Source organism: Nocardioides ginsengisoli (assembly GCF_039537225.1).
Classification (GTDB): Bacteria; Actinomycetota; Actinomycetes; order Propionibacteriales; family Nocardioidaceae; genus Nocardioides; species Nocardioides ginsengisoli.
Window position 1 is genome coordinate 32,786 of record NZ_BAABAC010000039.1, and the last position, 23,074, is coordinate 55,859.

Genomic DNA, 23,074 nt, shown 5'->3' on the forward strand with positions numbered 1-23,074 from the left:
CGGTCGTGCGCGCTCCCTCAGGCGCTGAGGATCAGCCCGCTCGTCGGCACGCCCGTGCCGGCGGTGACCAGCACGTGCGCGGCGTCCGCGACCGGGTTGACCGAGCTGCCGCGGATCTGGCGCACGCCCTCCGCGATGCCGTTCATGCCGTGGATGTAGGCCTCGCCGAGCTGGCCGCCGTGGGTGTTGACCGGCAGCCGGCCGCCGACCTCGATGGCGCCGTCCTTGACGAAGTCCTTGGCCTCGCCGCGGCCGCAGAAGCCGAGCTCCTCCAGCTGCATGAGCACGTACGGCGTGAAGTGGTCGTAGAGGATCGCCATCGGCATGTCGGCGGGCGTGAGCCCCGACTGCTTCCACAGCTCGCGGCCGACGACCCCGATCTCCGGGATGCCGATGTCGTCGCGGTAGTACGACGTCATCACGAACTGGTCCTTGCCCGAGCCCTGCGCCGCCGCCGCGATGTACGCCGGCCGCTGCGCCAGGTCGCGGGCCCGCTCGGCGGAGACGATGACCAGGGCCACCGCGCCGTCGGACTCCTGGCAGCAGTCGAGCAGGTGCAGCGGGTCGGCGATCATCCGCGAGGCCTGGTGGTCCTCGAGGGTGATCGGCTTGCCGTAGAAGAAGGCGGCCGGGTTGGTGGCCGCGTGTCGGCGGTCGGCGACCGCGACCCGGCCGAAGTCCTCGGACGTGGCGCCGTACTCGTGCATGTAGCGACGGGCCTGCATGGCGACCGTCGCGGCCGGCGTGGAGAGGCCGAGCGGATAGGTCCAGGCGTTGTCGAGGCCGTTGGTGTTGACCTGGGCGGCCGCCCACGTCGAGACCTGCCCGAAGCGGTCGCCGGAGCGCTCGTTGAAGCCGCGGTAGGCGACGACGACGTCGGCGACGCCGGTGGCGACGGCCATCGCGGCCTGCTGGACCGTGGCGCAGGCCGCGCCGCCGCCGTAGTTGATCCGGCTGAAGAAGCGCAGCTCGGGGATGCCGAGCTCGCGCGCGACGGCGATCTCGGACGAGGTGTCCATCGTGAACGTGACGAGCCCGTCGACGTCCGCGGGCGTGAGACCGCAGTCGGCGAGGGCGTGCCGGACCGCCTCGACGGACAACTGGAGCTCGGAGCGACCGGACTCCTTGGAGAACTCGGTGGCGCCGATGCCCGCGATCGCGGCCTTGCCGGAGAGGGTGCGCTCGGTCATGCCGCCACCCGTACCGTTCCGATGACGTGGTCGCCGAGAGAGACCGCGCCCACCACCTTGATCGTCGCCGTGCCGTCCTCGACCGCGGTCACCTCACCGGTGAAGGTGAAGCTGTCGTAGGGGTACGCCGGGGCGCCGAGCCGGATCGAGATCCCCTGGATCTGCACGTCCGGGCCGGCCCAGTCGGTGACATAGCGCTCGCAGAGCGCCGTCGAGGTGAGGATGTTGACGAAGATGTCCTTCGACCCGGCGGCCTGCGCGATGTCCCGGTCGTGGTGCACGTCCTGGAAGTCGCGGGTCGCGATCGCCGTCGACACCACGAGCGTCGGCGTGATCGGCAGCGTCCACTGCGGGAGCCGGTCGCCCACCTTCAGCTGCGCGCTCATCGTTCCACCTTCGTCCAGATCGGGAGGGTCAGGTCGTCGTCGATCACGTTCCAGCCCACCTGCAGGCGGTCGCCGATCTCGACCGGCTCGGTCACCTCGGCCACCATCCGCACGCCCTCGTCGAGGTCGAGCAGGGCGATGACGAGCGGCAGTTCCTTGCCGGGCACCTGCGGGGCGTGGTGCACGAGGTAGGAGAACACCGTGCCGGTGCCGGCGGCGACCACGTAGCCGCGGTCGAACGCGCCGCAGTCCGGGCAGGCCGGGCCGGGCGGGTGGCGCAGCACGCCGCAGGCGTTGCACTTCTGGATGCGCAGCTCGCGGGCCGCCGTCCCCTCGAAGAAGTAGGCGTTGTCGCGGCTGACGACCGGCCGCACCGGGCCGCTCATGCCTGCGCCTCCTTGGCCTGTGCTCGCGTGGCTCCCTCGGTCGCCTTCGGGATGAACTTGAGGACGCGGAAGAGCATCGTCGCGACCTTCTCGCTGGAGCCGTCGGGGTGCTCGACGTACCAGGTGTTGCGCGAGGTGACGAAGTAGCCGACGCCCATGCCGGTGGCCTTCGGGCCGACGACGGAGTCGAGCGCGGTGGTGACGCGCAACTGCTCCCCCACCTTCAGGTAGCGCTCGTAGGACTGCTCGCAGTTGGTGCCGAGGACGGCGGTGAAGCCGGCGTCGGTCAGCACCCGCATCATCGAGTGCAGCGGGTCGTCCTGCGACGGCTTGCCGCCGAGTCCGTACATCGTCCAGACCTGCGCCATCGACGGCGGCGCCTCGCCCGCGGTGAACCGCGGGTTGTCGACGCCCATCGCCTCGAGCCAGTTGTTGATGGTCGGCTGGTTGACCTCGTCGCGCGCGAACCGCTCAGCGGCCTCGCCCCAGCCCTTGATCCGCTCCGCCTCGGCCAGCACGTGCTCGTGCACGTCGGCCGGGACCAGCTCCTGGGACACGGTCGTGTCGGCGCTCATCGCGGCACCCGCGGCAGGCCGAGGCCGAACATCGCGATCAGCTCGCGCTGCACCTCCTGGACGCCGCCACCGAAGGTGAGCACCAGGTTCCGCTTGGCCTGCGCGTCGAGATAGTCGAGCAACTCCTTCGTCCCCTCTTCTCCCGCGTCCCCGTGCCGGTGCACGAGCGCGATCAGATCGGCGAGCAGGTGCTGCACCTGGTCGGAGGCGAACACCTTCGACGAGGACGCGTCGGCGACCTTGATCTCGCCGGCGGCCGCGGCCCGCGCGACCTCCCAGTTGAGCAGCTCGTTGATACGGAAGATCGCGGTGGCCTTGCCGAGCAGGTCCCGCACATCGGAACGGTCGCGGACGCCGGCCGCGTCGGCCCAGCGCACGACGCGGTCGCGCAGGCCCTCGATCCGGCCGGCCGGGCCGAGCATGACGCGCTCGTGGTTGAGCTGGGTGGTGATCAGCTTCCAGCCCTGGTTCTCCTCGCCGACGAGCATCTCGACCGGGACGCGCACGTCGTTGAAGTACGTCGCGTTGACGTGGTGCGAGCCGTCGGCGGTGATGATCGGCGTCCAGCTGTAGCCCGGGTCCGAGGTGTCGACGATGAGGATCGAGATGCCCTTGTGCTTCGGGGCGTCGGGGTCGGTCCGCACGGCCAGCCAGAGGTAGTCGGCCTGGTGCCCGCCGGTGGTCCACATCTTCTGGCCGTTGACGACGTAGTGGTCGCCGTCGCGCCGGGCCGTGGTGCGCAGCGACGCGAGGTCGGTGCCGGCGTCGGGCTCGCTGTAGCCGATCGCGAAGTGCACGTCGCCGGCGAGGATCCGCGAGAGGAACATGTCCTTCTGCAGCTGCGTGCCGTAGCGGATCAGCGTCGGGCCGACCGTCTGCAGGGTCACCGACGGCAGGTGCACGTCGGCGTACTGCGCCTCGTTGGCGAAGATGGTCTGCTCGATCTCACCGAGCCCGTGGCCGCCGTACTCGGTCGGCCAGCCGACGCCCATCCAGCCGTCGGCGCCGAGCCGGCGGATCATCCGCTCGTACGTCGGTCCGTGCCGGTTCCACGCGCCCTCGACCGGGAGACGTCGGTCGCTTCGCTCCCCGTCGGCTGACGCCACCGGGTCGTGGATGCCGTCGAACTCGGCCGCGACGCCGCCGAAGTACTCGCGCAGCCGTGCCTTGAGCGCACGCTGGTCGTCGGTGAGCTCGAGGTTCTTGGCGTCGGCGGACTCGACCGGGACGTCCTCGGCAAGCGTGTCGAGCGCGTGCGCGAGGTCGGTCCCCCACGTCGAGTAGTCGACGAGCGGGTAGGTGATGTCGACGCCCATGCCGCCGTGCAGGTGGTGGCAGGTCCGGAAGGCGTACGGCGCGACCTGGCTCGTCCAGTAGCCCGCGACGGCGAGGTCGTCACCGGCCGGGAGGCCTTCGGAGACCCGCCACACGGCGTTGTCGGCGGCGAGGTCGAGGGTCCGCGAGGCGACGTAGACGTCGGCCATCTGCAGCGACACGGCCTGGAACTCGGCCAGCGCCCGGCCGAACTGCTTGCGGCCCTTGACGTAGTCGGCGGTCAGGTCGCGGGCGCCGGCGAGCACGCCGGCCGCGGTGGTCGCGAGCCCCGCACGGGCCAGGGCGTCGAGACGCGCGGCGGCACCCTCGTCGAGCAGCTCGGCGGGTGCGCCGTCGAGGACGACGGTGTGCTGCGGGGTGCTGCTCGCCACGCTGGCGGGCAGCAGCGTCACGCCCGGGCCGGCAGGGTCGACGAGCGCGACGACCGCGCGGTCGCCGTCCTGGGCGACGACGAGCAGGCGGTGCGCGCGCTCGGCGTAGGTGACGGCGAGCTTGCGGCCGGAGACCGTGCCCTCGGCGTACGACGCGGCGCCGCGCAGCGCGGGGCTCACCACGAGCTCGCCGGACGCGATGCCCGGGAGCAGCTCCTTGCGCTGGGCGTCGGTGCCGTGGTCGGCCAGGGTGAGCGCGCCGCAGCACAGCGTCTCCCACGCCGGCACCTGCACGGCCCGGCGGCCCGACTCGCGGAGGAGCACGGCGACCGCGTCGAGGCCGAGCCCCTCGCCGCCGTACTCCTCGGGGACCGGGAGCGAGGTCAGGCCGGCAGCGGCCCAGGCCGCCCACTCGCGCGCGTCGCTGTCCCGCTCCAGCACCTCGCCGACGACGGCGCGGACTGCGTTGATCGCCTCTGCATCCACACGCAAACTGTAACGTGTTCTAGTCTGGCGCGCATGGCCGTCTTCCCACTGGACGTCGCGCGCAGCCGCGTCTACCTGCCCTGGACCGATCTTCCCGCCGGGCGGATGGTCGAGCTGCCGGGGCGCGGCGCGACGTACGTGACCGACACGCCGGGGCCGAGCCCCCACTCTCCCACGATCGTGCTGCTGCACGCGCTGGGCACGACCGGCCTGCTCACCTGGTTCCCCGCGATCCGGCCGCTGTCGCAGCGGTTCCGGGTGGTGACGCTCGACCAGCGCTGGCACGGGCAGGGCATCCAGAGCGAGGAGTTCTCGCTGGTCGACTGCGCCGACGACGTGGCCGCGCTGATCGACGTCCTCGGGCTCGAGGACGTCATCGTCGGCGGCTACTCGATGGGCTCGATCGTGGCGCAGCGCGTATGGCGCCAGCACCCGGGCGTCGTCCAGGGGCTCGTGCTGGGCGCGACGACCGACCGCTTCCAGCTCACGCCGGCCGAGCGCGGCTTCTTCTTCGGCATGGGGACGACGATGCTCGCGCTGCGTGGCGTCTCCCGCTCCCGTACGGCGCTCAAGGCCGCGCGCGCCGCCGCCCGCGGCGTCGACCTCGGCCCCTCGGACATGCACGAGTGGGCGCTGCGGGAGTTCCGGTCGACCAGCCCGTGGGCGGTCGGCCAGGCGCTCGCCGCGCTCGGCCGACACCACTCGCGGCCGTGGCTCGGACGGATCGACGTCCCGACCGCGGTCGTGGTGATGATGCGCGACCGGGTGATCCCGACGCCACGGCAGATCGCGCTGGCCCGGGCGATCCCGGGTGCGACGATCCACGAGGTCGACGACGGGCACGCCGGCTGCGTGCTGGCGGCCGAGAAGTTCGTGCCGAAGATGGTCGAGGCGGCCGCGACCGTCAACGCTCGCCGGCGAGACTTCCGACAGCCTCACTGAGGCGGGCCAGCTCGGCCGGGAAGTGCCGGACCAGCGCGTCGGTGTCGGGCATCGACTCGCGGCAGGCGATGGCCCCGACGTGCATCTGCCCGGCGTTCGACATCACCGTGATGTTGAGACCGGCGCCGTGGAAGACCGGGCCGAGCGGGCACAGCGCGTCGATCCGGGCGCCCATGAAGTAGAGCGGGATCGGCGGTCCGGGGACGTTCGAGATGACCAGGTTGTGCACCACCGGGTGCCGCTCGGCGAGACGCAGGTTGGCGTACGCGCGGACCGCGAGGCCGAAGGTGCGCGGCGCGGCGAACTCCGCCCAGTCCTGCAGCGCGTCGGCACTGATCGCGTTGTGGTGCTCCTTGGCGTGCAGGTTGCGCTCGGAGAGCATCCGCAGCCGCGCGAGCGGGTCGTCGATGTCGGTGCCGAGCTTGGTGAACAGCGCGGACACCTTGTTGGCGCCGGTCGAGCGACGCGAGCTGTCGCGGACGCTGACCGGGACCGTCGCCAGCAGCGACGACTCCGGCAGCTCGTCGCGCTCGGCGAGATAGGCGCGCAGGGCGCCGCCGGCCACTGCGAGGACGACGTCGTTGACCGTCGTCTCGGTGACCTTCTTGATCCGGCGGATCTCGTCGAGGTCGAGGTCGGCCATCGCGATCGAGCGGTGCGAGGTGATGGTGCCGTTGAAGGAGGTCCGCGGCGCGGAGAAGGGTGCGGCCATCGCCGTCCCCCTGCGGGCGCGGCCGATGCTCTTGGTCACCAGCTCGGCCGACGGCTTGAGCACCTTGACCAGCGTGACCGGACGCGCGGCGGTGCCGAGGACGGCGCGGCCCAGCAGCTCGCGGCGGCCGGGGTCGCGCGGGTGGGCCGGCTGCTCGTCGGTGACCATCGGCGCGGCGTCGGGCTCGATCGAGCACAGGTGCGAGACCAGGTTGGAGCCGGAGACGCCGTCGACGGTGGCGTGGTGCATCTTGGCGAAGACCACCACCTTCTCCCCCTCGGACTCCCCGCCCTCGGGGCGGTAGCCCTCGATGACCCACATCTCCCACAGCGGGCGGGAGCGGTCGAGCGGGAGCGAGGCGAGGTGGGCGCACAGGTCGGTGAGCTCGTCGTACCCGCCCGGGGTGGGGAGCGCGAGCCGGTGCACGTGGCGCTCGATGTCGAACGCCTTGTCGCGGACCCAGACCGGGTGGTCGAGGCCGAGCGGGACGCCGCGCACCTTGCGGGTGAAGGCAGGGACGTCGCGCACCCGCAGGTCGATCTCGCGCTGCAGCACCTCGAAGGAGTACGGCGTCGTCATGGTGGTCGGGTCGAGGACCATCACCGCGCACACATGCATCAGCTGCGCGGGCGTCTCGAGGTACAAGAAGCTCGCGTCGAGCCCGGACAGACGATCCATTTCATTCCCCCATGGCACTAGAACACGTACTAGTTTCTCACAACGAGCCGGATATCCTCGGGTCATGGGATTCGTACGGCGTCAGGCCGTCACGGCGGCGCTGACCGCCAACGCCATCCGCCCCCTCCCCGGCTTCCGCGCCGGGATCCCGGCCTTCTTCGCCGGCTGGCTGACCGGTGAGCTGGCGCCCCACGTCCTCGGGCTGACCGTCGCCGACGCCGCGGCGCACCTGCGCGGCCGGCGCCGCTCGTGGCGCGGACTGGCGCTGGCCGGAGCCTCCACCGCCGGGCTCGCGTACCTGATCAAGCAGAGCCGCGACGCGGTCGGCGTCGCGGAGGACGCGCTGGTGGAAGGCCTGGGCGCCGACTACATCGAGCAGCTCGACGCGCTCCCGACGCCGGCCGACCTCGCCACGCCGTGGCGGCGGCTCGCGAACCCGTTCGCGTTCGGGCGGGCGGCCCGGCGCGCGGGCGTCGAGGTCCACCGCGACATCGCGTTCGCGCCGTACGGGAAGCGGGGGCTGCTCGACGCCTACACCTCCGAGGTGACGCCGGCGTCGGGCGCGCCGGTGCTGCTGCAGGTGCACGGCGGCGGTTGGACGATCGGCACCAAGGAGCAGCAGGGCATCCCCCTCATGCAGCACATGGCCGCGCGGGGCTGGGTGTGCGTGGCCCTGAACTACCGGCTCGCGCCGCGCGACCCGTGGCCGGCGCAGATCGTGGACGTCAAGGCGGCCATCGCGTGGATCCGGGCCCACATCGCGGAGTACGGCGGCGACCCGTCGTACGTCGCGATCACCGGCGGCTCGGCCGGCGGTCACCTCAGCGCGCTGGCGGCGGTGACGCCGAACGCGCCGGAGTTCCAGCCCGGCTTCGAGTCGGCGGACACCAGCGTCCAGGCGGCGGCGCCCTACTACGGGGTCTACGACCTGGCCGGCGCGAGCGGCCTGCGGTCGGCGGAGCAGATGCGCGACCACTTCCTCGCGCCCTATGTCTTCAAGCGCTCGCCGCGCGCGGAGCGGGAGGTCTTCGAGGAGGCCAGCCCGCTGCTGCGGGTGACGGCCGACGCGCCGGACTTCCTCGTCGTCCACGGGGCGCGGGACACGCTGGTCGACGTCGGGCAGGCGCGGGCGTTCGTCGAGGCGCTGCGGGCGACGTCGAAGCGGACGGTGACGTACGCCGAGCTGCCGGGCGCGCAGCACGCCTTCGACATCTTCCCCTCGATCCGTTCCCAGCACCTGGTGCGCGCGACCGAGCGGTTCTTGAGCTGGCACTGGAACGGGTGGCGCCGCGAGCAGGCGGAACGGACCGTTCAGCGGTGATCGCGGGCGGCCGCTGTGGATGAGCGACCGTCTCTGTCGGACCCCTGTTCCATGCTCGGCCCATGGCACTCATCGCAGACCTCCAGGACCAGATCCACGAGACCATCGCCCAGCTCGTCCTCGACCACGGACGCCAGCGCCTCGACTGGCTGACCATGCGCACCCGCCGCGCGATGGGCGATCCCGACGTCGACCGCGACGAGATCCTCGCCGTCGTCGGCGCCTCGACCGTGCTCGTCGCCCGGCCGTCCGGGCACGTCGACCACGCCCTCGCCGTGCTCGAGGGCAACATCCTCACCCACCGGGTCCGCTCGCCGCTGGCCGGTCGCACCGAGCTGTGGCTCGGGCCGGGGCTGCAGCCGCTGCTCAACGTGGCGACCTACCGGCCGATCCCGCTGGCCGACGGCAGTGGCGAGGTGACCCGCGCCGGCACCGGTCACGACGTCCTGGTCGGCCCGCCCGGCTGGCTGCCCGAGGTCGAGCGGTGGGGGCTGGTCGGGCTGCGGGTCGTCGACCAGGCGCTGTCCGTCGTACCGGTCGCGGAGAGCGAGCTGCCCTCCCCCGCCGACCAGCTGCGGGTGCGCCGCTTCCTCGGCGACCTCTACACCCGCCGCCGCTACTGGCACGGCGACGACGGCTCGCTGGCGGCCCGCCCGGAGGAGCTCGCCCGCACCCTCAACCTCGCGCTCCTCGAGGCGCCCGACCTGTTCGCCTCGCCCTACCCGCCGCTCGACGAGCTGCTCCACGACCCGCTCCAGCGCAACGCCGACCTCGACATCTTCCGCGAGCTCGCCACCGGCCAGCAGCTCGAGACGGCGTCCCTCTACCTCGACGGCATCCCCCGCGCCCTGGAGGTCGAGCTCGACGGCCGCGCCCGCCAGTACGGCATGCCGGTCAACCAGTTCATCGTCGCGCTGCTGAGCATGCTCGCCTGGCGCACGCCCTTCGCCGAGGACATGGAGCCGTGGGAGAACTGGGACCCCGACCACCGGCCGGCCGCCGTACGGACGCTGCGGAGCGTGGACGACTGGGAGGACTGAGCGCACCGGCCGTTGCCGCCTCGCCCTCGCGCCGCCGTACCTCCGGGGTTAGCGTCCCGGCACGCCCTGCTCCTGCTGCCTGGGCGCGCCAGACTCTCGGGAGGTCCCCATGCGCTCCACTCGCGCCGCGTCGGCCGTCGTACTGACCGCCTGCCTGCTCGCGCTCGCCGGCTGCCGAGCATCACCCGATCCCGCCACGCCGACCTCGGTCTGGACGCCGTCCGGCTCACCGTCCGCTCCTGCTCCTGGTCCGACGTCAGCTGTCGCGCCCGCGGAGCCGGCTCTTCCGGAGGCGGCGACGGAGGCGAGCGAGCGTGGGGCGCGGGCGTTCATCGAGTACTACTGGGCGCTGATCAACTATGCGCAGGAGACCGGGGACGTGGCGCGGCTGAAGGCGCTCTCCGCATCCACCTGCTCCGGATGCTCCGCCGGGATCACTGGCGTCCGCCGGCTCTATCGCTCCGGGGGCCGTCTGCAGGGCGGCGACTACTCCATCACGATTGTCCAAATCGGCCAGTTGCACGGTCGCGACCCATCCCATGTTGCCTTCGAGGCACTCGTGCGCGTCCGCAACGAGGAGCAGCACATCGTTCATCCCGACGGCACCCAGGAGACGCAGCACGCCGGCGCTCACCGTGTCGCGGTCCTCGCCTTCTGGCTCGTCGACCACTGGCGTCTCGACGCGATGGAGCTCCGGAGATGATCGCGGCCGGCCTGATCGTCACGCTCGCGCTCGGCGCCGCGCACGCCGATCCGCCCGACACCGGCACGGACGACACCGGCTTCTGGCTGCATCAGGTCCAAGGCGCCCACCACGACGCGCCGCCGCCAGCGGCTGCACCTCAGGCCGACCAGCACACACAACTTCAGCCTGCCGCCATCGTCGGCCACGCAGCGTGCGCGGGCGCCGACCAGGCGGCGGGCCTCTTGTTCGACGTCACCTTCTGCCCGGGCGCCGACCCCGAGCCCCTGCCCCTCACCCTCGGCGCCATCCGGACCGCCTTTGCCCGACTCCCCCTGCCCGCCGCGCGCCTCGCCATCCAGCCGCCCGACGGCCTGACCCTGGTCAACTTCGCCACCAACTTCTTCACCACCGACACCCACCCGCTCCTCCGCCGGGTCACGATCCTGGGGCGGCAGGTGACGATCCGGGCGACCCCGAGCACCTACACCTGGGCCTACGGCGACGGCGAGCGCCGTACGACGACGAGCCCGGGCGCGGCCTACCCCCGGCTCGGGATCACCCACCGCTACGTCCGCACGGGCCGCTATGCGCCGCGGCTGTCCGTCACCTACCGCGGCGACTTCCGGGTGGGAGCGCAGCCGTGGCGGGCGATCCCGGGGACGGTCACCATCGACGGGCCGCCGCAACGGCTCCGGGCGGTCGAGGCGACGCCGCACCTGGTGGGCTACTGACCGACGGGCGCGACGATCCGGACACTCATGTGGAAGGTCGTGGTGGCGCCCTGGATGAGCACCAGGAAGCCGTCCGGTCCGTCGCGGAAGACCTCGCGGCCGCGCGGCGACCACGGGTCGGGCGGGTTGTACTCGCTCGCCGTACGACGTGCGGCCTGCATCGCCTCGCCGCGCGTCGGGTAGAGCGTGCGGCCGATCACGACGACCGTGGGCGGCTTCGACTCGCCTCCGTTGGAGTACTCGACGGCGACGCGCCACGGGCCCTCGTCACCGAGTCCGGCGAGGCCGCCGGGCCCCGCGGAGGCGGCAGGAGCCGAGCCGTCGTTCGGCTCGTACATCTCGTAGCTCATGCCCGGGTCCTCCCCCGGTCAGCGGACCGGCACACCCGCGCCGGCCAGCGACGCCTTCACGTCCGCGATGCTCAGGGTCCCGAAGTGGAACACCGTCGCCGCGAGGACGGCGTCGGCGCCGGCCTCGACGGCGGGCGGGAAGTGCTCGACCGCGCCGGCGCCGCCGGAGGCGATGACGGGGATCGAGACCTCGGCGCGGACCCGACGGATCAGCTCGAGGTCGAAGCCGTCGGTGGTGCCGTCGGCGTCCATGGCGTTGAGCAGGATCTCGCCGGCGCCGAGCTCGGCGGCGCGGACGGCCCACTCGATCGCGTCGAGTCCGGCGGACTGGCGCCCGCCGTGGGTGGTGACCTCGAAGCCCGAGTCGGTGGTGACGCCGGAGCCGGGGACGACGCGGCGCGCGTCGACGGAGAGGACGAGCACCTGGTTGCCGAAGCGGTCGGCGATCTCGGCGATCAGCTCGGGACGGCGGATCGCGGCGGTGTTGACGGCGATCTTGTCGGCGCCGGCGCGGAGCAGGCGGTCGACGTCCTCGACCGAGGAGACGCCCCCGCCGACGGTCAGCGGGATGAAGACCTGCTCGGCGGTGGCCGAGACGATGTCCATCGTCGTGGCGCGACCCTCGTGCGAGGCGGAGATGTCGAGGAAGGTGAGCTCGTCGGCGCCCTCGGCGTCGTAGAGCCGAGCCAGCTCGACCGGGTCACCGGCGTCACGCAGCTCCTGGAAGTTGACGCCCTTGACCACGCGGCCCGCGTCGACGTCGAGGCACGGGATGACCCGGACCGCGAGCGTCATACGAGGCCGCCCTTGGTCAACGCGAGCGCGTCCTCGAGCGTGAACTGGCCGGTGTAGAGCGCCGTTCCGGCGATCGCGCCCTCGACGCCCTCGCCGACGAGCGCCATCAGCGCGCGGATGTCGTCGAGCGTGGTGACGCCGCCGGAGGCGACGACCGGGCGGGAGGTGGCGGCGCAGACGTCGCGCAGCAACTGGAGGTTGGGGCCCTGCAGCATGCCGTCCTTGTTGACGTCGGTGACGACATAGCGCGCGCAGCCCTCGGCGTCGAGGCGGGCGAGCGTCTCGTAGAGGTCGCCGCCCTCCTTGGTCCAGCCGCGGGCGGCCAGGGTCCGGCCGCGTACGTCGAGCCCGACGGCCACCCGGTCGCCGTACGTCGCGATGGCGCGGGCGCACCACTCCGGCTGCTCGAGCGCGGCGGTGCCGATGTTGACCCGGCGGCAGCCGGTGGCCATCGCGGCCTCGAGCGACTCGTCGTCGCGGATGCCGCCGCTCATCTCGACCTTGATGTCGAGGCGGCCGACGATCTCGGCCTGGAGCGCACGGTTCTGCCCGTGACCGAAGGCGGCGTCGAGGTCGACCAGGTGCAGCCACTCGGCGCCGGCCTCCTGCCAGCGCAGGGCCGCCTCGATCGGGTCGCCGAAGCGCTTCTCGGAGCCGTCGACGCCCTGCACCAGCTGGACGGCCTGGCCGCCCTTGATGTCCACGGCGGGCAGCAGCTCGAGATAGGCGGTCGTCATGGCGGCGATCCTAGATGAGCCCGACTCCGCGCCGACGACGCGTCTCGCCGCGAACGACCAAGGGCTAGAACCTGTTCTCATTTTGTGGTGAGGTACATCACGCGGCCGTCGCTGGGGAGGGCGGCGGCCGCACAGGATCACGCGACCCGGAGCCGGGTCAGCTCAGCGAGGAGACCCAGTTCCGCAGCAGCTGCGCACCAGCATCGCCCGACTTCTCCGGGTGGAACTGCGTGGCGCACAGCGGGCCGTTCTCGACCGCGGCGACGAAGCGGTCGCCGCCGTGCTCGGCCCACGTCACCAGCGGCTGGTGGCTGTCGGGCGTGCGGTCGTTGGTGACCAGGGTCCAGTCGCGGACGCCGTAGGAGTGCACGAAGTAGAAGCGCTCGTCCTCGATGCCCGCGAACAGGCGGGTTCCGGTCGGCACGGAGACCGTGTTCCAGCCCATGTGCGGGACGATCGGGGCCTGCAGCCGCTCGACCACGCCCGGCCACTCGCCGCAGCCCTCGGTCTCGACGCCGTGCTCGATCCCACGCTCGAACAGGATCTGCATGCCCACGCAGATCCCGAGCACCGGCCGGCCGCCGGAGAGGCGACGGGCGATGATCCGCTCGCCGCGGATCGCACGCAGGCCGCGCATGCACGCCTCGTAGGCGCCCACGCCCGGCACCAGCAGGCCGTCGGCCTCCATCGCGGTGTCGAGGTCGGCGGTCAGGGTGACCTCCGCGCCGGCGCGCTCGACCGCGCGGACCGCGGAGCGCAGGTTGCCGGAGCCGTAGTCGAGGACGACGACGGACGGTGCGCTCACAGAGCGCCCTTCGTCGACGGGACGCCGGTCTCGCGCGGGTCGATCGCGATCGCGTCGCGGAACGCCCGGGCGAACGCCTTGAACTGCGTCTCGACGATGTGGTGCGGCTCGCGCCCCGCCAGCACGCGCACGTGCAGCGCGAAGTGGCCGTGGAAGGCGATCGACTCGAAGACGTGCTGGGTCAGCGAGCCCAGGTAGGACACGCCGGAGCCGCCGAGCTGGACGTACTGCTGGCCCTCGGGCTCGCCGGTGTGGACGCAGTAGGGGCGCCCGGACACGTCGACGACGGCCTGGACCAGCGCCTCGTCGAGCGGCAGCGTCGCGTCGCCGAAGCGGCGGATGCCGGCCTTGTCGCCGAGCGCCTGGCGCAGCGCCTGGCCGAGCGCGATCGCGGTGTCCTCGACCGTGTGGTGGGCGTCGATGTGGACGTCGCCGTCGGTCTGCACGGTCAGGTCGACGAGCGAGTGTCGCGCGAACGCGGTGAGCATGTGGTCGTAGAAGCCGACACCGGTGGAGATGTCGTGGCGGCCGGTGCCGTCGAGGTCGACCTCGACGAGGACCTTCGACTCGCTCGTCTGGCGCTCGATCCGCGCAGTGCGACTCATGCTCGTTCTCCGTTCACATCGGTGAGTGCGGACCGGAAGGCCGCCATCTCCTCGGGGGTTCCGACCGAGACCCGCAGCCAGCCGTCGGGGCCCGTCTCCCGGATCAGGACACCCCGGTCGAGCAGACCCTGCCAGACCGCGTGACGGTCGGCGAATCGACCGAAGAGCACGAAGTTGGCGTCGGAGTCGGCCACGTCGTAGCCCTCGTCGCGCAGCCAGACCACCAGCGCGTCGCGCTCACGACGCAGCTCGTCGACCTTGCCGAGCAGCTCGGGCGCGTGCCGCAGGGCAGCCAGCGCGACCGCCTGGGTCACCGCGGACAGGTGGTAGGGCAGCCGGACGATCCGGATCGCGTCGCAGATCTCCGGCGCCGCGGCGAGGTAGCCCAGCCGCAGGCCGGCGCCCGCGAACGCCTTGCTCATGGTGCGCGTGACCACCAGGTTGCGGTACGACGGCAGCAGCTCGAGCGCGCTCGGCACGTCGGCGCGGCGGAACTCGCCGTAGGCCTCGTCGACGACGACGATGCCGCTGACGTCATTGCCACCGGCCGTCTCGCACAGCATGGCCACGGCATCGGGCGGGAGCGCCGTACCGGTGGGGTTGTTGGGGCTCGGCAGCAGGATGACGTTGGGCTGCTCGGTCTTGACCAGGTCGCGCGCGGCGTCGAGGTCGAGCGCGAAGTCGTCGGCGCGCCGGCCGGCGACCCACCGGGTGTGGGTGTCGCGGGCGTACTCCGGATACATCGAGTACGTCGGCGCGAAGCTCACCGCCGTGCGCCCCGGACCGCCGAACGCCTGCAGCAGCTGGAGCATCACCTCGTTGGACCCGTTGGCCGCCCACACCTGCTCGGGCACGATGCCGGCCGGCGTGTCGCTCGAGAGGTACCAGGCCAGGACCTGCCGCAGCGCGACGAACTCGCGGTCGGGATAGCGGTTGAGCGTCGCCGCCGCCTCGCTCGCGGCCGCGGCGATGTCGGCGATGCACGCGGCCGACGGGCCGTAGGGGTTCTCGTTGACGTTGAGCTGGACGGGGACCAGGTCGATGGGGAGCTGGGGCGCGCCGTACGGCTCGATGCCGCGCAGCTCCTCGCGCAGCGGCGGCCAGCTCATCGGCCCACCCGCGCGGTTATCGCGGCGCCGTGACCGGGCAGGTCCTCGGCCTCGGCGAGGGTGACCACGTGGGCGGCCACGTCGGCGAGCGCCTGCGCGGAGTAGTCGATGACGTGCACGGACTTGGTGAACGCGCGCACCGACAGCCCCGACGAGTGGCACGCGCAGCCCGCGGTGGGCAGCACGTGGTTGGACCCGGCGCAGTAGTCGCCGAGGCTGACCGGAGCGTGCGGGCCGACGAAGATCGCGCCCGCGTTGCGGACCCGGGCGGCCCAGCCGGCGGCGTCCTCGGTGTGGATCTCGAGGTGCTCGGCGGCGTAGGCGTTAACGACCTCGAGGCCCTGCTCGAGGTCGCGGACCAGCACGATGCCGGACTGCTTGCCGCCGAGCGAGGTGGTGATCCGCTCGGTGTGCTTGGTGGCGGCGACCTGCCGGTCGAGCTCGACCTCGACCTCGGCGGCGAGCCGCGCGGAGGTGGTGACGAGGACCGACGCGGCCAGCGGGTCGTGCTCGGCCTGGCTGATCAGGTCGGCGGCGACGTACGACGCGTCGCCGGTGTCGTCGGCGAGGATGGCGATCTCGGTCGGACCGGCCTCGGAGTCGATGCCGACCTGGCCCTTGAGGATCCGCTTGGCGGTGACCACCCAGATGTTGCCGGGCCCGGTCACCAGGTCCACCCGCCGGCACGGGCCGACACCGTAGGCGAACATCGCGATCGCCTGCGCGCCGCCGACGGCATAGACCTCCTCGACGCCGAGCAGCGCGCACGCCGCCAGGATCGTCGGGTGCACCGAGCCGCCGAACTCCTTCTGCGGCGGGCTCGCCAGCGCGATCGACTCGACGCCCGCGGTCTGCGCGGGGACGACATTCATCAGCACGCTCGAGACCAGCGGCGCCAGGCCGCCGGGGACGTAGAGGCCCACCCGGCCGACCGGCACCTTGCGGTGGGTCACCCGCGCGCCGGGGCCCAGGTCGGTGACCGCGTCGTGCTCGAGCTCGTTGGCGCAGGTCGCCCTCAGCCGCCGGATCGACTCCTCGAGACCGGCCCGGATGTCGGGGTCGAGCTGGTCGAGCGCCGCACGCATCGCCTCGGGCGCGACCCGGATGTCATCGACCCGGACGCCGTCGAAGCGCTCCCCGAACTCCACGATCGCGTCCAGCCCGCGGGTGCGGACCTCCTCGCAGATCGCATGCACCGCCGGCACCGCGGCCTCGATGTCGAAGTCGGCACGGGGCACGGCTGCGCGGTAGTCGACGGTGGCGTCGGCGTCACGCAGGTCGATGCGGCGGATGAGGGACATGGCTCGATTCTACGGTCGGCGCGCCTGTCACCTGCGCGCGTCCCGGTGGTTGAGGCGCCGCACGGAAACTGCACCCCTCGGGCGGGACGGCCCGCCGACGTCGACGTCGAGCAGCCTCAACCGGCCGGCAGCAGCCAGGCGCTGCGGTCACGGAGCTCGACGAGGTCGGGGAAGCCCGTGACCACGAGATCGAGCATCTCGTCGGTGATCGCGCCCGGCAGCACGAGGAACTCGACGCCGACCGAGGATCCCGCCCCGTCGAGGTCGACCATCACGGAATCGGACAACTGAACGGTCTCGGCCACGTCGGCCTCGGTGACCTGGACATAGGTGGCACGGGCCTCGGTGTCGTAGGAGACGTACATCGCGTTCACCCTTCCTCGTCCTTCGCGGCCACAGTGATGACCACGGACCGGTCGGCCGCGATCACGACCTTGAGCCGCCGACCGCTTGCGGCTCGACCGAGGACGACGGTTCTCGTGGGGTCATCTCGCGACGGGTACATCGTCTCACGGCAGAGCAATGCCTCGAGGACCTCCAGGCGTGCGATTCCGCGCCGGCGCATCTGGCGCTCGGCGTGGGCGGTGAACCTGGGCATCCGCATGTCTCGACGCTATGTCCCTCGGCCTTGGGCCGTGCGGGTCATCCCCAGGCCCGATCTCAAGCCCCGGCTAGGGTCGGACCGTGACCACGACCGACGTCCCCGCCCTCCACGAGCAGATCGAGATCGCCGCCTCCCCCGCCGCGGTCTGGGCGCTCGTCGCCGACGTGACCCGGATGGCCGAGTGGAGCCCGCAGGTGACCTCGACCCGGCTGTCCGACCCCGCGGCGACGTACGGAGTCGGCACCCGCTTCACCAACCGTAACGTCCACGGCGAGCTGACCTGGACCACGCACGCCGAGATCACCCGGTACGACGAGGGGCGGGCGCTCGCGTTCCGGGTCGACGAGAACTACGTGACCTGGTCGTTCGAGCTCGCGCCGGCGGGCGAGGGCGAGACGGGCACGGTGCTGCACCAGCGGCGGGACGCGCCGGAGGGGATCTCCGAGCTGTCGCGCGAGCTGACCGACGCCTTCATGGGCGGGCAGGAGGCGTTCACGGCGTCGCAGCGGGCAGGGATGCGCGAGACGCTCGAGGGAATCCGGGCCGCGGCCGAGGCGCACCAGTAGGGTCGAAGGGTGACGACCGCCGAGCTCCCGATGTTCCCGCTCAACGCGGTGCTCTACCCGGGGGTCAGCGTGCCGCTGCACGTCTTCGAGGACCGCTACCGAGCCCTGATCCACCACCTGCTCCGGGTGCCGAACCCGTCGGAGCGGCTGTTCGGATCGGTGGCGATCCGCGAGGGCTACGAGGTCGGCGACCACGGCAACCAGTCGCTCTTCCGGGTCGGGGTGCGGCTGCAGCTGACCGACGTCGAGGCCAACGACGACGGCTCCTTCGACATCGTCGCGGTCGGGCGCGACCGGATCCAGCTCGACCGGCTGCTCTCCAGCGGTGACTACCCGGTCGGCGAGGTCACCCTGCTCGACGACTCGACCGAGGCGGTCCCGGACGACGTGGTGGCCCAGGCCCGCGCGACGTTCACTGCCTACCGGCACATCCTGAGCGAGATCGCCGGCGACCCGCTGCGCGGCGAGCTGCCCCAGGACCCGGCGTACCTGTCCTGGACCCTCGCCGCCTGCACTCCCCTGCCGATGGCCGAGCGGCAGCAGCTGCTCGAGGCGTCCGACACGGCCGAGCGGCTGATCCTGGTCACCGACCTGCTGCGCACCGAGCTGCGCGCGATGAACGTGATCACCTCGCTGCCGGCGACCGAGGTCGCCCGCACCAAGTGGTCGCCCAACTGACGCCCTCGTCGACGGTGCACTGATGGCGAAGAAGAAGCAGGCGGCCGGCGGGACCCCCGCCACCACCGCCCTCACCGCCGCGGGCGTGGCGTTCACCGTCCACGAGTACGCCCACGACGCGCGCGCCGCGTCGTACGGCGGCGAGGCGGCCGAGGCGATGGGCATCGACCCGGGCCGGGTGTTCAAGACGCTGTTCGCGGACGTCGACGGCGCGCTCGTCGTGGGCGTCGTCCCGGTGTCGGGTCAGCTCGACCTCAAGGCGCTGGCCCGCGCGGTCGACGGGCGCAAGGCGGCGATGGCCGACCCGAAGGCGGCCGAGCGCGCGACCGGCTATGTGGTCGGCGGCATCTCGCCGCTCGGGCAGCGCAAGGCGCACCCGACCGTGGTCGATGCCTCCGCGCTCGACCACCCGACGGTCTTCGTCTCGGCCGGAAAGCGCGGGATGGAGGTCGAGCTCAGCCCTGCGGAGCTGGTGCGACTGACGGCTGCGCGGGTCGCTGCGATTCGGAAGTGAACGACAGCAGCACCACCAGGTAGCCGACCATCGCGCCGAGCGGCCATACCAGGTAGGGCGTCCAGCCGGACACGTGCAGATGGCCGGGCAGCACGTCGCCGACCTTGTGCCCGGCGATGAGGGAGGCCGGGTCGGGCGGGCTGAGCCACTCGCCGGTCACCTTCATCACGAGGGCGGCGGCGACGACGCCGACGAGCAGCGCGACGAGCCCGCCGACCGCCACCCGCCGCGCGAGCCAGCCGGCGACGAGCCCGAGCACCAGCGCCAGCCCGAAGCCGATCACGGCATAGGTGGCAGTGCCGCTGAAGTCACGGGTGATGCCGGGGTCGAACGGATCGGGGTACCAGTGCGGCCCGGCCGGGGTGTCGTAGATCTTGCCCGACGGCGCCGGCCCCCACCACTGCCACCATGCCCAGCCGCCGCCGAGTCCGGCCAGGACGGCGAGGACGGGCGGGACGATCAGGCCGTCCAGGATGTCGCGGGGCCTCATCGGTCGAGGCACCCCGGGCCGAGGAGGTGCTTGAGGTCGGCGAAGAGGGAGACCGAAGGAGTCACCCGGAGATTGTCGCCCAGGCGCATGAGCTTGGTGGAGTCTCTGCTCAACAACTGCAGCCGGACCTCGGTCAGCCCGGCATGGCTCACCAGCACCTCGCGCAGTTGCTGGACCACCGGACCGGTGCACCGCGTCGACGGCAGACTGATCACGACCGGCCCGTCGCTGCCCCGCTCGAGGTCGGGGACCGTGACCTCCTGGCCGCGCAGCTGGGCGGTGTCGCGCTCGGTGTCGAGCTGACCGCGGACCGTGATGATCGCGTCCTCGACGAGGTAGGGCGCCGCGAGCCGGTAGCTGCTCGGGAACAGCAGGACGTCGATCGCGCCCTCGAGGTCCTCGAGGGTCACCGTGGCCCACGGGTCGCCGTTCTTGGTGATCTTGCGCTGGATCGAGGTGACCAGTCCGGCGACGGTGACGGTCGAGTTGTGCGGGCGATCCTCGTCGGTGACCAGCTGACCGATGGTGCAGTCGGTGCCGTTGGACAGCACGTGCTCGAGGCCGAGCAGCGGGTGGTCGGAGACGTAGAGACCGAGCATCTCGCGCTCGTGGCCGAGCAGGGTCATCTTGTCCCACTCGTCGAAGTCGGGGATGGCGACGCTCACCCCGAAGCCGCCGCTGGTGTCGTCATCGTCGTCGAGGCCGGCGAAGAGCGAGTCCTGGCCGATCGCCTCGTTGCGCTTGATGTCGACGTACTGGTCGACGGCGGTCTCGTGGATCGCCACCAGCGCGCGCCGCTTGTGCTTCATGTCGTCGAAGGCGCCGGCCTTGATCAGCGAGTCGATGACCCGCTTGTTGCACACCGTCGCCGGGACCTTGGACAGGAAGTCGTTGAAGTCGGTGAACCGGACGCCGCCCTCACGGGTGGCGACGATCGCGTCGACCACGTTGGCGCCGACATTGCGGATGGCGGTGAGGCCGAAGCGGATGTCCTTGCCGACGGCGGTGAAGTTGGCGGCCGACTCGTTGACGTCGGGCGGCAGCACCTGGATCTTCATCCGGCGGCACTCGTTGAGGTAGATCGCCATCTTGTCCTTGTCGTCCTTGACGGACGTCAGGAGGGCGGCCATGTACTCGGTCGGGTAGTTGGCCTTGAGGTAGGCGGTCCAGTAGGTGATGACGCCGTAGGCCGCGGAGTGCGACTTGTTGAAGGCGTAGTCGGCGAAGGGGACGAGGATCTCCCACAGCGTCTTGACCGCGTCCTGCGGATAGCCGCGCTCGAGCATGCCGGCCTCGAAGCCGGCGTACTGCTTGTCGAGCTCCTCCTTCTTCTTCTTGCCCATGGCGCGACGCATGTTGTCGGCCGCGCCCAGCGAGAAGCCCGCCAGGACCTGGGCGATCGCCATCACCTGCTCCTGGTAGACGATCAGGCCGTAGGTCTCGCCCAGCACCGGCTCGAGCGCCTCGGCCAGCGCCGGGTGGATCGGCTCGATCGGCTGGCGCCCGTTCTTGCGGTGGGCGTACTTGTTGTGGGAGTCGGCGCCCATCGGGCCCGGGCGGTAGAGCGCGCTGACCGCGGTGATGTCGGCGAACTTGTCGGGCAGCATCGAGCGCAGCAGCGCGCGCATGCCGCCACCATCGAGCTGGAAGACGCCGAGCGTGTCGCCGCGGCCCATCAGCTCGTAGGTCGGGCGGTCGTCGAACGGGAGCTCCTCGAGGACGACCTCCTCGTCCCTGTTGGCCTTGATGTTGATCAGCGCGTCTTCGAGGATGCGCAGGTTGGACAGACCCAGGAAGTCCATCTTGACCAGGCCCAGCGACTCGCACATCGGGTAGTCGAACTGGGTGATCACCGCGCCGTCCTGCGGGCGGGCCATGATCGGCACGATGTCGATCAGCGGCTCGCTCGACATGATGACGCCGGCCGCGTGCACGCCCCAGTTGCGGATCTGGCCCTCGAGGCCGACGGCCGTCTGGTAGATCGTGCGGACGTCGGGGTCGGACTCGTAGAGCGCGCGGAACTCGCCGCCGTCGTTGTAGCGCTTGTGGTCGGGGTTGAAGATGTCCTTGAGCGGGACGCCCTTGCCCATCACGTCGGGCGGCATCGCCTTGGTGATCTTGTCGCCGATCGCGAAGCCGTGGTCGAGCACGCGGGCGGCGTCCTTGATCGCGGCCTTGGCCTTGAGCCGGCCGAAGGTGGCGATCTGGGCGACGCGCTCGGCGCCGTACTTGTCGCTGACGTACTGGATGACCTCACCGCGGCGGGCGTCGTCGAAGTCGATGTCGAAGTCGGGCATCGAGGGACGCTCGGGGTTGAGGAAGCGCTCGAAGAACAGGCCGTGCTCGAGCGGGCACAGGTCGGTGATGCTGAGCGCGTAGGCCGCGATCGAGCCGGCACCGGAGCCACGGCCCGGCCCGACCCGGATGCCGTTGCGCTTGGACCACTGGATGAAGTCGGCGACCACCAGGTAGTAGCCGCAGTAGCCCTTCTGGGAGACGACGGCGAGCTCCATCTCGACGCGGTCCTTGACCTCCTGGGTCAACCGGTCGCCGGGGTAGCGCGCCTCGATGCCGCGCCACACCTCCTTGCGGAACCAGGACTCCTCGGTCTCGCCGGCCGGGATGTCGGCGCGCGCCATGTAGCCGCCGGTGGACTCGGTGAACTCGACCGCGCAGCGCTCGGCGATGGCCAGGGTGTTGTCGCAGGCCTCGGGCATGCCGAAGCGGTCGGCCCACAGCTCGCGCATCTCGGCCGCGGACTTGATGTAGTAGCCGCCGCCGTCGAACTTGAGCCGGTTGGGGTCGGAGAGCCGCTTGCCGGACGCGACGCAGATGAGGGCGTCGTGGGCGTCGGCGTCCTCGGGGTTGTTGTAGTGGGAGTCGTTGGTGGCGATCGGCGGGATGCCGAGGTCCTTGCCGAGGCGCAGCAGGTCGTCGCGGACCCGCTTCTCGATGGAGATGCCGTGATCCATCAGCTCGAGGAAGACGTTGTCGCGGCCGAAGATCTCCTGCAGCTCGGCGCCCTCGCGCAGCGCCTCGTCGTACTGGCCGAGGCGGAGCCGGGTCTGGATCGCGCCGCTCGGGCAGCCGGTGGAGACGATCAGGCCCTTGCTGTGCTCGGCCAGGATCTCCTTGTCCATGCGGGGCTTGTAGAAGTAGCCCTCGAGGCTGGACCGGGACGAGAGCCGGAACAGGTTGTGCATGCCCTCGGTGGTCTCGGCCCACATCGTCATGTGGGTGTAGGCGCCACCGCCGGCGACGTCGTTGCCGCCCTCCTCGGCCGCCTCGGGGCCGTTGGCCTGGCCCCAGCGCACCCGCTTGCGCTCGCCGCGGGGGGTGCCCGGGGTGATGTAGGCCTCGATGCCGATGATCGGCTTGACGTCGTACTTCTTGGCCTTGGAGTAGAAGTCGTAGGCGCCGTGGAGGTTGCCGTGGTCGGTCATCGCGATCGACGCCATGCCGAGGTCCTTGACCCGCGTGAAGAGCCCGTCGAGCAGCGACGCTCCGTCGAGCATGGAGTACTCGGTGTGGACGTGCAGGTGGGCGAAGTCCCCGGCGTTGGCAGCCATGTGTGGTTCGGCACTCCTCAAGGGTGAAAGGGGCGGTCGCTCGGGGAAGAGGACCAGCCTACGTGAACGCTCTCGTCGATACTGACAGGCAGGTCCGACACATCGGCCTGGAT

The 23,074-nt window shown here is 71.6% G+C and carries 25 protein-coding genes; 8 read left to right on the top strand and 17 right to left on the bottom strand.

Going from position 1 to position 23,074, the window contains the following annotated elements; all coding sequences use genetic code 11:
* Positions 1-17: 17 nt before the first annotated feature.
* From AB4880_RS20295 to AB4880_RS20315, 5 genes are read right to left on the bottom strand one after another with little or no spacing between them, the layout of a single operon-like run.
* Entirely contained in the window at positions 18-1,190 is a 1,173-nt protein-coding gene (locus AB4880_RS20295) for a lipid-transfer protein (protein ID WP_367921026.1), read from the bottom strand.
* Positions 1,187-1,576 (bottom strand): MaoC family dehydratase, encoded by a 390-nt coding sequence (locus AB4880_RS20300; RefSeq protein WP_367921027.1) that lies wholly within the window; start codon positions 1,574-1,576, stop codon positions 1,187-1,189. The genes AB4880_RS20295 and AB4880_RS20300 overlap by 4 nt, the downstream gene beginning before the upstream one ends.
* Positions 1,573-1,962: a Zn-ribbon domain-containing OB-fold protein gene (locus tag AB4880_RS20305; protein WP_367921028.1), complete on the bottom strand. Its 390-nt coding sequence runs from the start codon at positions 1,960-1,962 to the stop codon at positions 1,573-1,575. The genes AB4880_RS20300 and AB4880_RS20305 overlap by 4 nt, the downstream gene beginning before the upstream one ends.
* A complete protein-coding gene (locus AB4880_RS20310; protein ID WP_367921029.1) occupies positions 1,959-2,537 on the bottom strand; it encodes an FAS1-like dehydratase domain-containing protein in 579 nt (192 codons plus the stop codon). The genes AB4880_RS20305 and AB4880_RS20310 overlap by 4 nt, the downstream gene beginning before the upstream one ends.
* Complete coding sequence (locus AB4880_RS20315; protein ID WP_367921030.1) at positions 2,534-4,729, bottom strand: acyl-CoA dehydrogenase family protein; 2,196 nt, start codon at positions 4,727-4,729, stop codon at positions 2,534-2,536. The genes AB4880_RS20310 and AB4880_RS20315 overlap by 4 nt, the downstream gene beginning before the upstream one ends.
* Before the next feature lie 33 nt (positions 4,730-4,762).
* Between AB4880_RS20315 and AB4880_RS20320 the strand changes: the two genes are divergently transcribed.
* Positions 4,763-5,671 carry an alpha/beta fold hydrolase gene (locus AB4880_RS20320; protein WP_367921031.1) on the top strand — a complete coding sequence of 303 codons (909 nt, stop codon included), beginning with the start codon at positions 4,763-4,765 and terminating at the stop codon, positions 5,669-5,671.
* On the opposite strand, the gene AB4880_RS20325 is transcribed toward AB4880_RS20320, so the two are convergent.
* A complete protein-coding gene (locus AB4880_RS20325) occupies positions 5,634-7,061 on the bottom strand; it encodes a WS/DGAT/MGAT family O-acyltransferase (protein ID WP_367921032.1) in 1,428 nt (475 codons plus the stop codon). The two genes, AB4880_RS20320 and AB4880_RS20325, sit on opposite strands and share 38 nt — an antisense overlap.
* A 64-nt stretch (positions 7,062-7,125) precedes the next feature.
* On the opposite strand from AB4880_RS20325, the gene AB4880_RS20330 reads away from it, so the two are divergent.
* The 4 genes from AB4880_RS20330 to AB4880_RS20345 all read left to right on the top strand — a co-directional run bounded on the left by AB4880_RS20330 (position 7,126) and on the right by AB4880_RS20345 (position 10,838).
* On the top strand, positions 7,126-8,382 hold the full coding sequence (locus tag AB4880_RS20330; protein ID WP_367921033.1) for an alpha/beta hydrolase fold domain-containing protein: 1,257 nt from the start codon (positions 7,126-7,128) through the stop codon (positions 8,380-8,382).
* Between the two features lie 62 nt (positions 8,383-8,444).
* Entirely contained in the window at positions 8,445-9,422 is a 978-nt protein-coding gene (locus tag AB4880_RS20335; RefSeq protein WP_367921034.1) for a hypothetical protein, read from the top strand.
* A gap of 109 nt (positions 9,423-9,531) precedes the next feature.
* Positions 9,532-10,125, top strand: coding sequence for a DUF6318 family protein (locus tag AB4880_RS20340; protein ID WP_367921035.1), 594 nt, complete (start codon positions 9,532-9,534; stop codon positions 10,123-10,125).
* Positions 10,122-10,838, top strand: coding sequence for a hypothetical protein (locus AB4880_RS20345; RefSeq protein ID WP_367921036.1), 717 nt, complete (start codon positions 10,122-10,124; stop codon positions 10,836-10,838). Before AB4880_RS20340 ends, AB4880_RS20345 begins: the two co-directional genes overlap by 4 nt.
* On the opposite strand, the gene AB4880_RS20350 is transcribed toward AB4880_RS20345, so the two are convergent.
* The 9 genes from AB4880_RS20350 to AB4880_RS20390 form a co-directional block, all read right to left on the bottom strand.
* Complete coding sequence (locus AB4880_RS20350; RefSeq protein ID WP_367921037.1) at positions 10,832-11,188, bottom strand: hypothetical protein; 357 nt, start codon at positions 11,186-11,188, stop codon at positions 10,832-10,834. The two genes, AB4880_RS20345 and AB4880_RS20350, sit on opposite strands and share 7 nt — an antisense overlap.
* Before the next feature lie 18 nt (positions 11,189-11,206).
* Entirely contained in the window at positions 11,207-11,983 is a 777-nt protein-coding gene (hisF, locus tag AB4880_RS20355) for an imidazole glycerol phosphate synthase subunit HisF (RefSeq protein WP_367921038.1), read from the bottom strand.
* A complete protein-coding gene (gene priA / locus AB4880_RS20360) occupies positions 11,980-12,720 on the bottom strand; it encodes a bifunctional 1-(5-phosphoribosyl)-5-((5-phosphoribosylamino)methylideneamino)imidazole-4-carboxamide isomerase/phosphoribosylanthranilate isomerase PriA (protein ID WP_367921039.1) in 741 nt (246 codons plus the stop codon). Before priA ends, hisF begins: the two co-directional genes overlap by 4 nt.
* A 157-nt stretch (positions 12,721-12,877) precedes the next feature.
* A complete protein-coding gene (gene hisH, locus AB4880_RS20365; protein ID WP_367921040.1) occupies positions 12,878-13,525 on the bottom strand; it encodes an imidazole glycerol phosphate synthase subunit HisH in 648 nt (215 codons plus the stop codon).
* A complete protein-coding gene (gene hisB / locus AB4880_RS20370; RefSeq protein ID WP_367921041.1) occupies positions 13,522-14,130 on the bottom strand; it encodes an imidazoleglycerol-phosphate dehydratase HisB in 609 nt (202 codons plus the stop codon). The genes hisH and hisB overlap by 4 nt, the downstream gene beginning before the upstream one ends.
* On the bottom strand, positions 14,127-15,239 hold the full coding sequence (locus AB4880_RS20375) for a histidinol-phosphate transaminase (protein WP_367921042.1): 1,113 nt from the start codon (positions 15,237-15,239) through the stop codon (positions 14,127-14,129). The genes hisB and AB4880_RS20375 overlap by 4 nt, the downstream gene beginning before the upstream one ends.
* On the bottom strand, positions 15,236-16,540 hold the full coding sequence (gene hisD / locus AB4880_RS20380) for a histidinol dehydrogenase (RefSeq protein ID WP_367921043.1): 1,305 nt from the start codon (positions 16,538-16,540) through the stop codon (positions 15,236-15,238). Before hisD ends, AB4880_RS20375 begins: the two co-directional genes overlap by 4 nt.
* 116 nt (positions 16,541-16,656) lie before the next feature.
* Positions 16,657-16,905, bottom strand: coding sequence for a DUF2283 domain-containing protein (locus tag AB4880_RS20385; RefSeq protein WP_367921060.1), 249 nt, complete (start codon positions 16,903-16,905; stop codon positions 16,657-16,659).
* A 5-nt stretch (positions 16,906-16,910) separates the two neighbouring features.
* On the bottom strand, positions 16,911-17,144 hold the full coding sequence (locus AB4880_RS20390; protein ID WP_367921044.1) for a DUF4258 domain-containing protein: 234 nt from the start codon (positions 17,142-17,144) through the stop codon (positions 16,911-16,913).
* Positions 17,145-17,224: 80 nt separating this feature from the next.
* On the opposite strand from AB4880_RS20390, the gene AB4880_RS20395 reads away from it, so the two are divergent.
* The 3 genes from AB4880_RS20395 to ybaK are packed head-to-tail and all read left to right on the top strand — an operon-like array spanning position 17,225 to position 18,902.
* Positions 17,225-17,710: an SRPBCC family protein gene (locus tag AB4880_RS20395; protein WP_367921045.1), complete on the top strand. Its 486-nt coding sequence runs from the start codon at positions 17,225-17,227 to the stop codon at positions 17,708-17,710.
* Between the two features lie 9 nt (positions 17,711-17,719).
* Positions 17,720-18,388, top strand: coding sequence for an LON peptidase substrate-binding domain-containing protein (locus AB4880_RS20400; RefSeq protein ID WP_367921046.1), 669 nt, complete (start codon positions 17,720-17,722; stop codon positions 18,386-18,388).
* Between the two features lie 22 nt (positions 18,389-18,410).
* Positions 18,411-18,902, top strand: coding sequence for a Cys-tRNA(Pro) deacylase (ybaK, locus tag AB4880_RS20405; protein ID WP_367921047.1), 492 nt, complete (start codon positions 18,411-18,413; stop codon positions 18,900-18,902).
* Here the strand turns inward: ybaK and AB4880_RS20410 are convergent.
* Both AB4880_RS20410 and dnaE read right to left on the bottom strand, forming a co-directional pair.
* Positions 18,844-19,392: a hypothetical protein gene (locus AB4880_RS20410; protein ID WP_367921048.1), complete on the bottom strand. Its 549-nt coding sequence runs from the start codon at positions 19,390-19,392 to the stop codon at positions 18,844-18,846. The two genes, ybaK and AB4880_RS20410, sit on opposite strands and share 59 nt — an antisense overlap.
* Positions 19,389-22,961: a DNA polymerase III subunit alpha gene (gene dnaE, locus AB4880_RS20415; protein ID WP_367921049.1), complete on the bottom strand. Its 3,573-nt coding sequence runs from the start codon at positions 22,959-22,961 to the stop codon at positions 19,389-19,391. The genes AB4880_RS20410 and dnaE overlap by 4 nt, the downstream gene beginning before the upstream one ends.
* Between the last annotated feature and the right edge of the window lie 113 nt (positions 22,962-23,074).

Coding starts and splice junctions, on each gene's coding strand:
- AB4880_RS20295 (WP_367921026.1), bottom strand. CDS start 1,190: ATGACCGAGCGCACCCTCTCCGGCAAGGCCGCGATCGCGGGCATCGGC.
- AB4880_RS20300 (WP_367921027.1), bottom strand. CDS start 1,576: ATGAGCGCGCAGCTGAAGGTGGGCGACCGGCTCCCGCAGTGGACGCTG.
- AB4880_RS20305 (WP_367921028.1), bottom strand. CDS start 1,962: ATGAGCGGCCCGGTGCGGCCGGTCGTCAGCCGCGACAACGCCTACTTC.
- AB4880_RS20310 (WP_367921029.1), bottom strand. CDS start 2,537: ATGAGCGCCGACACGACCGTGTCCCAGGAGCTGGTCCCGGCCGACGTG.
- AB4880_RS20320 (WP_367921031.1), top strand. CDS start 4,763: ATGGCCGTCTTCCCACTGGACGTCGCGCGCAGCCGCGTCTACCTGCCC.
- AB4880_RS20325 (WP_367921032.1), bottom strand. CDS start 7,061: ATGGATCGTCTGTCCGGGCTCGACGCGAGCTTCTTGTACCTCGAGACG.
- AB4880_RS20330 (WP_367921033.1), top strand. CDS start 7,126: ATGGGATTCGTACGGCGTCAGGCCGTCACGGCGGCGCTGACCGCCAAC.
- AB4880_RS20335 (WP_367921034.1), top strand. CDS start 8,445: ATGGCACTCATCGCAGACCTCCAGGACCAGATCCACGAGACCATCGCC.
- AB4880_RS20340 (WP_367921035.1), top strand. CDS start 9,532: ATGCGCTCCACTCGCGCCGCGTCGGCCGTCGTACTGACCGCCTGCCTG.
- AB4880_RS20345 (WP_367921036.1), top strand. CDS start 10,122: ATGATCGCGGCCGGCCTGATCGTCACGCTCGCGCTCGGCGCCGCGCAC.
- AB4880_RS20350 (WP_367921037.1), bottom strand. CDS start 11,188: ATGAGCTACGAGATGTACGAGCCGAACGACGGCTCGGCTCCTGCCGCC.
- hisF (WP_367921038.1), bottom strand. CDS start 11,983: ATGACGCTCGCGGTCCGGGTCATCCCGTGCCTCGACGTCGACGCGGGC.
- priA (WP_367921039.1), bottom strand. CDS start 12,720: ATGACGACCGCCTATCTCGAGCTGCTGCCCGCCGTGGACATCAAGGGC.
- hisB (WP_367921041.1), bottom strand. CDS start 14,130: ATGAGTCGCACTGCGCGGATCGAGCGCCAGACGAGCGAGTCGAAGGTC.
- AB4880_RS20375 (WP_367921042.1), bottom strand. CDS start 15,239: ATGAGCTGGCCGCCGCTGCGCGAGGAGCTGCGCGGCATCGAGCCGTAC.
- hisD (WP_367921043.1), bottom strand. CDS start 16,540: ATGTCCCTCATCCGCCGCATCGACCTGCGTGACGCCGACGCCACCGTC.
- AB4880_RS20385 (WP_367921060.1), bottom strand. CDS start 16,905: ATGTACGTCTCCTACGACACCGAGGCCCGTGCCACCTATGTCCAGGTC.
- AB4880_RS20390 (WP_367921044.1), bottom strand. CDS start 17,144: ATGCGGATGCCCAGGTTCACCGCCCACGCCGAGCGCCAGATGCGCCGG.
- ybaK (WP_367921047.1), top strand. CDS start 18,411: ATGGCGAAGAAGAAGCAGGCGGCCGGCGGGACCCCCGCCACCACCGCC.
- AB4880_RS20410 (WP_367921048.1), bottom strand. CDS start 19,392: ATGAGGCCCCGCGACATCCTGGACGGCCTGATCGTCCCGCCCGTCCTC.
- dnaE (WP_367921049.1), bottom strand. CDS start 22,961: ATGGCTGCCAACGCCGGGGACTTCGCCCACCTGCACGTCCACACCGAG.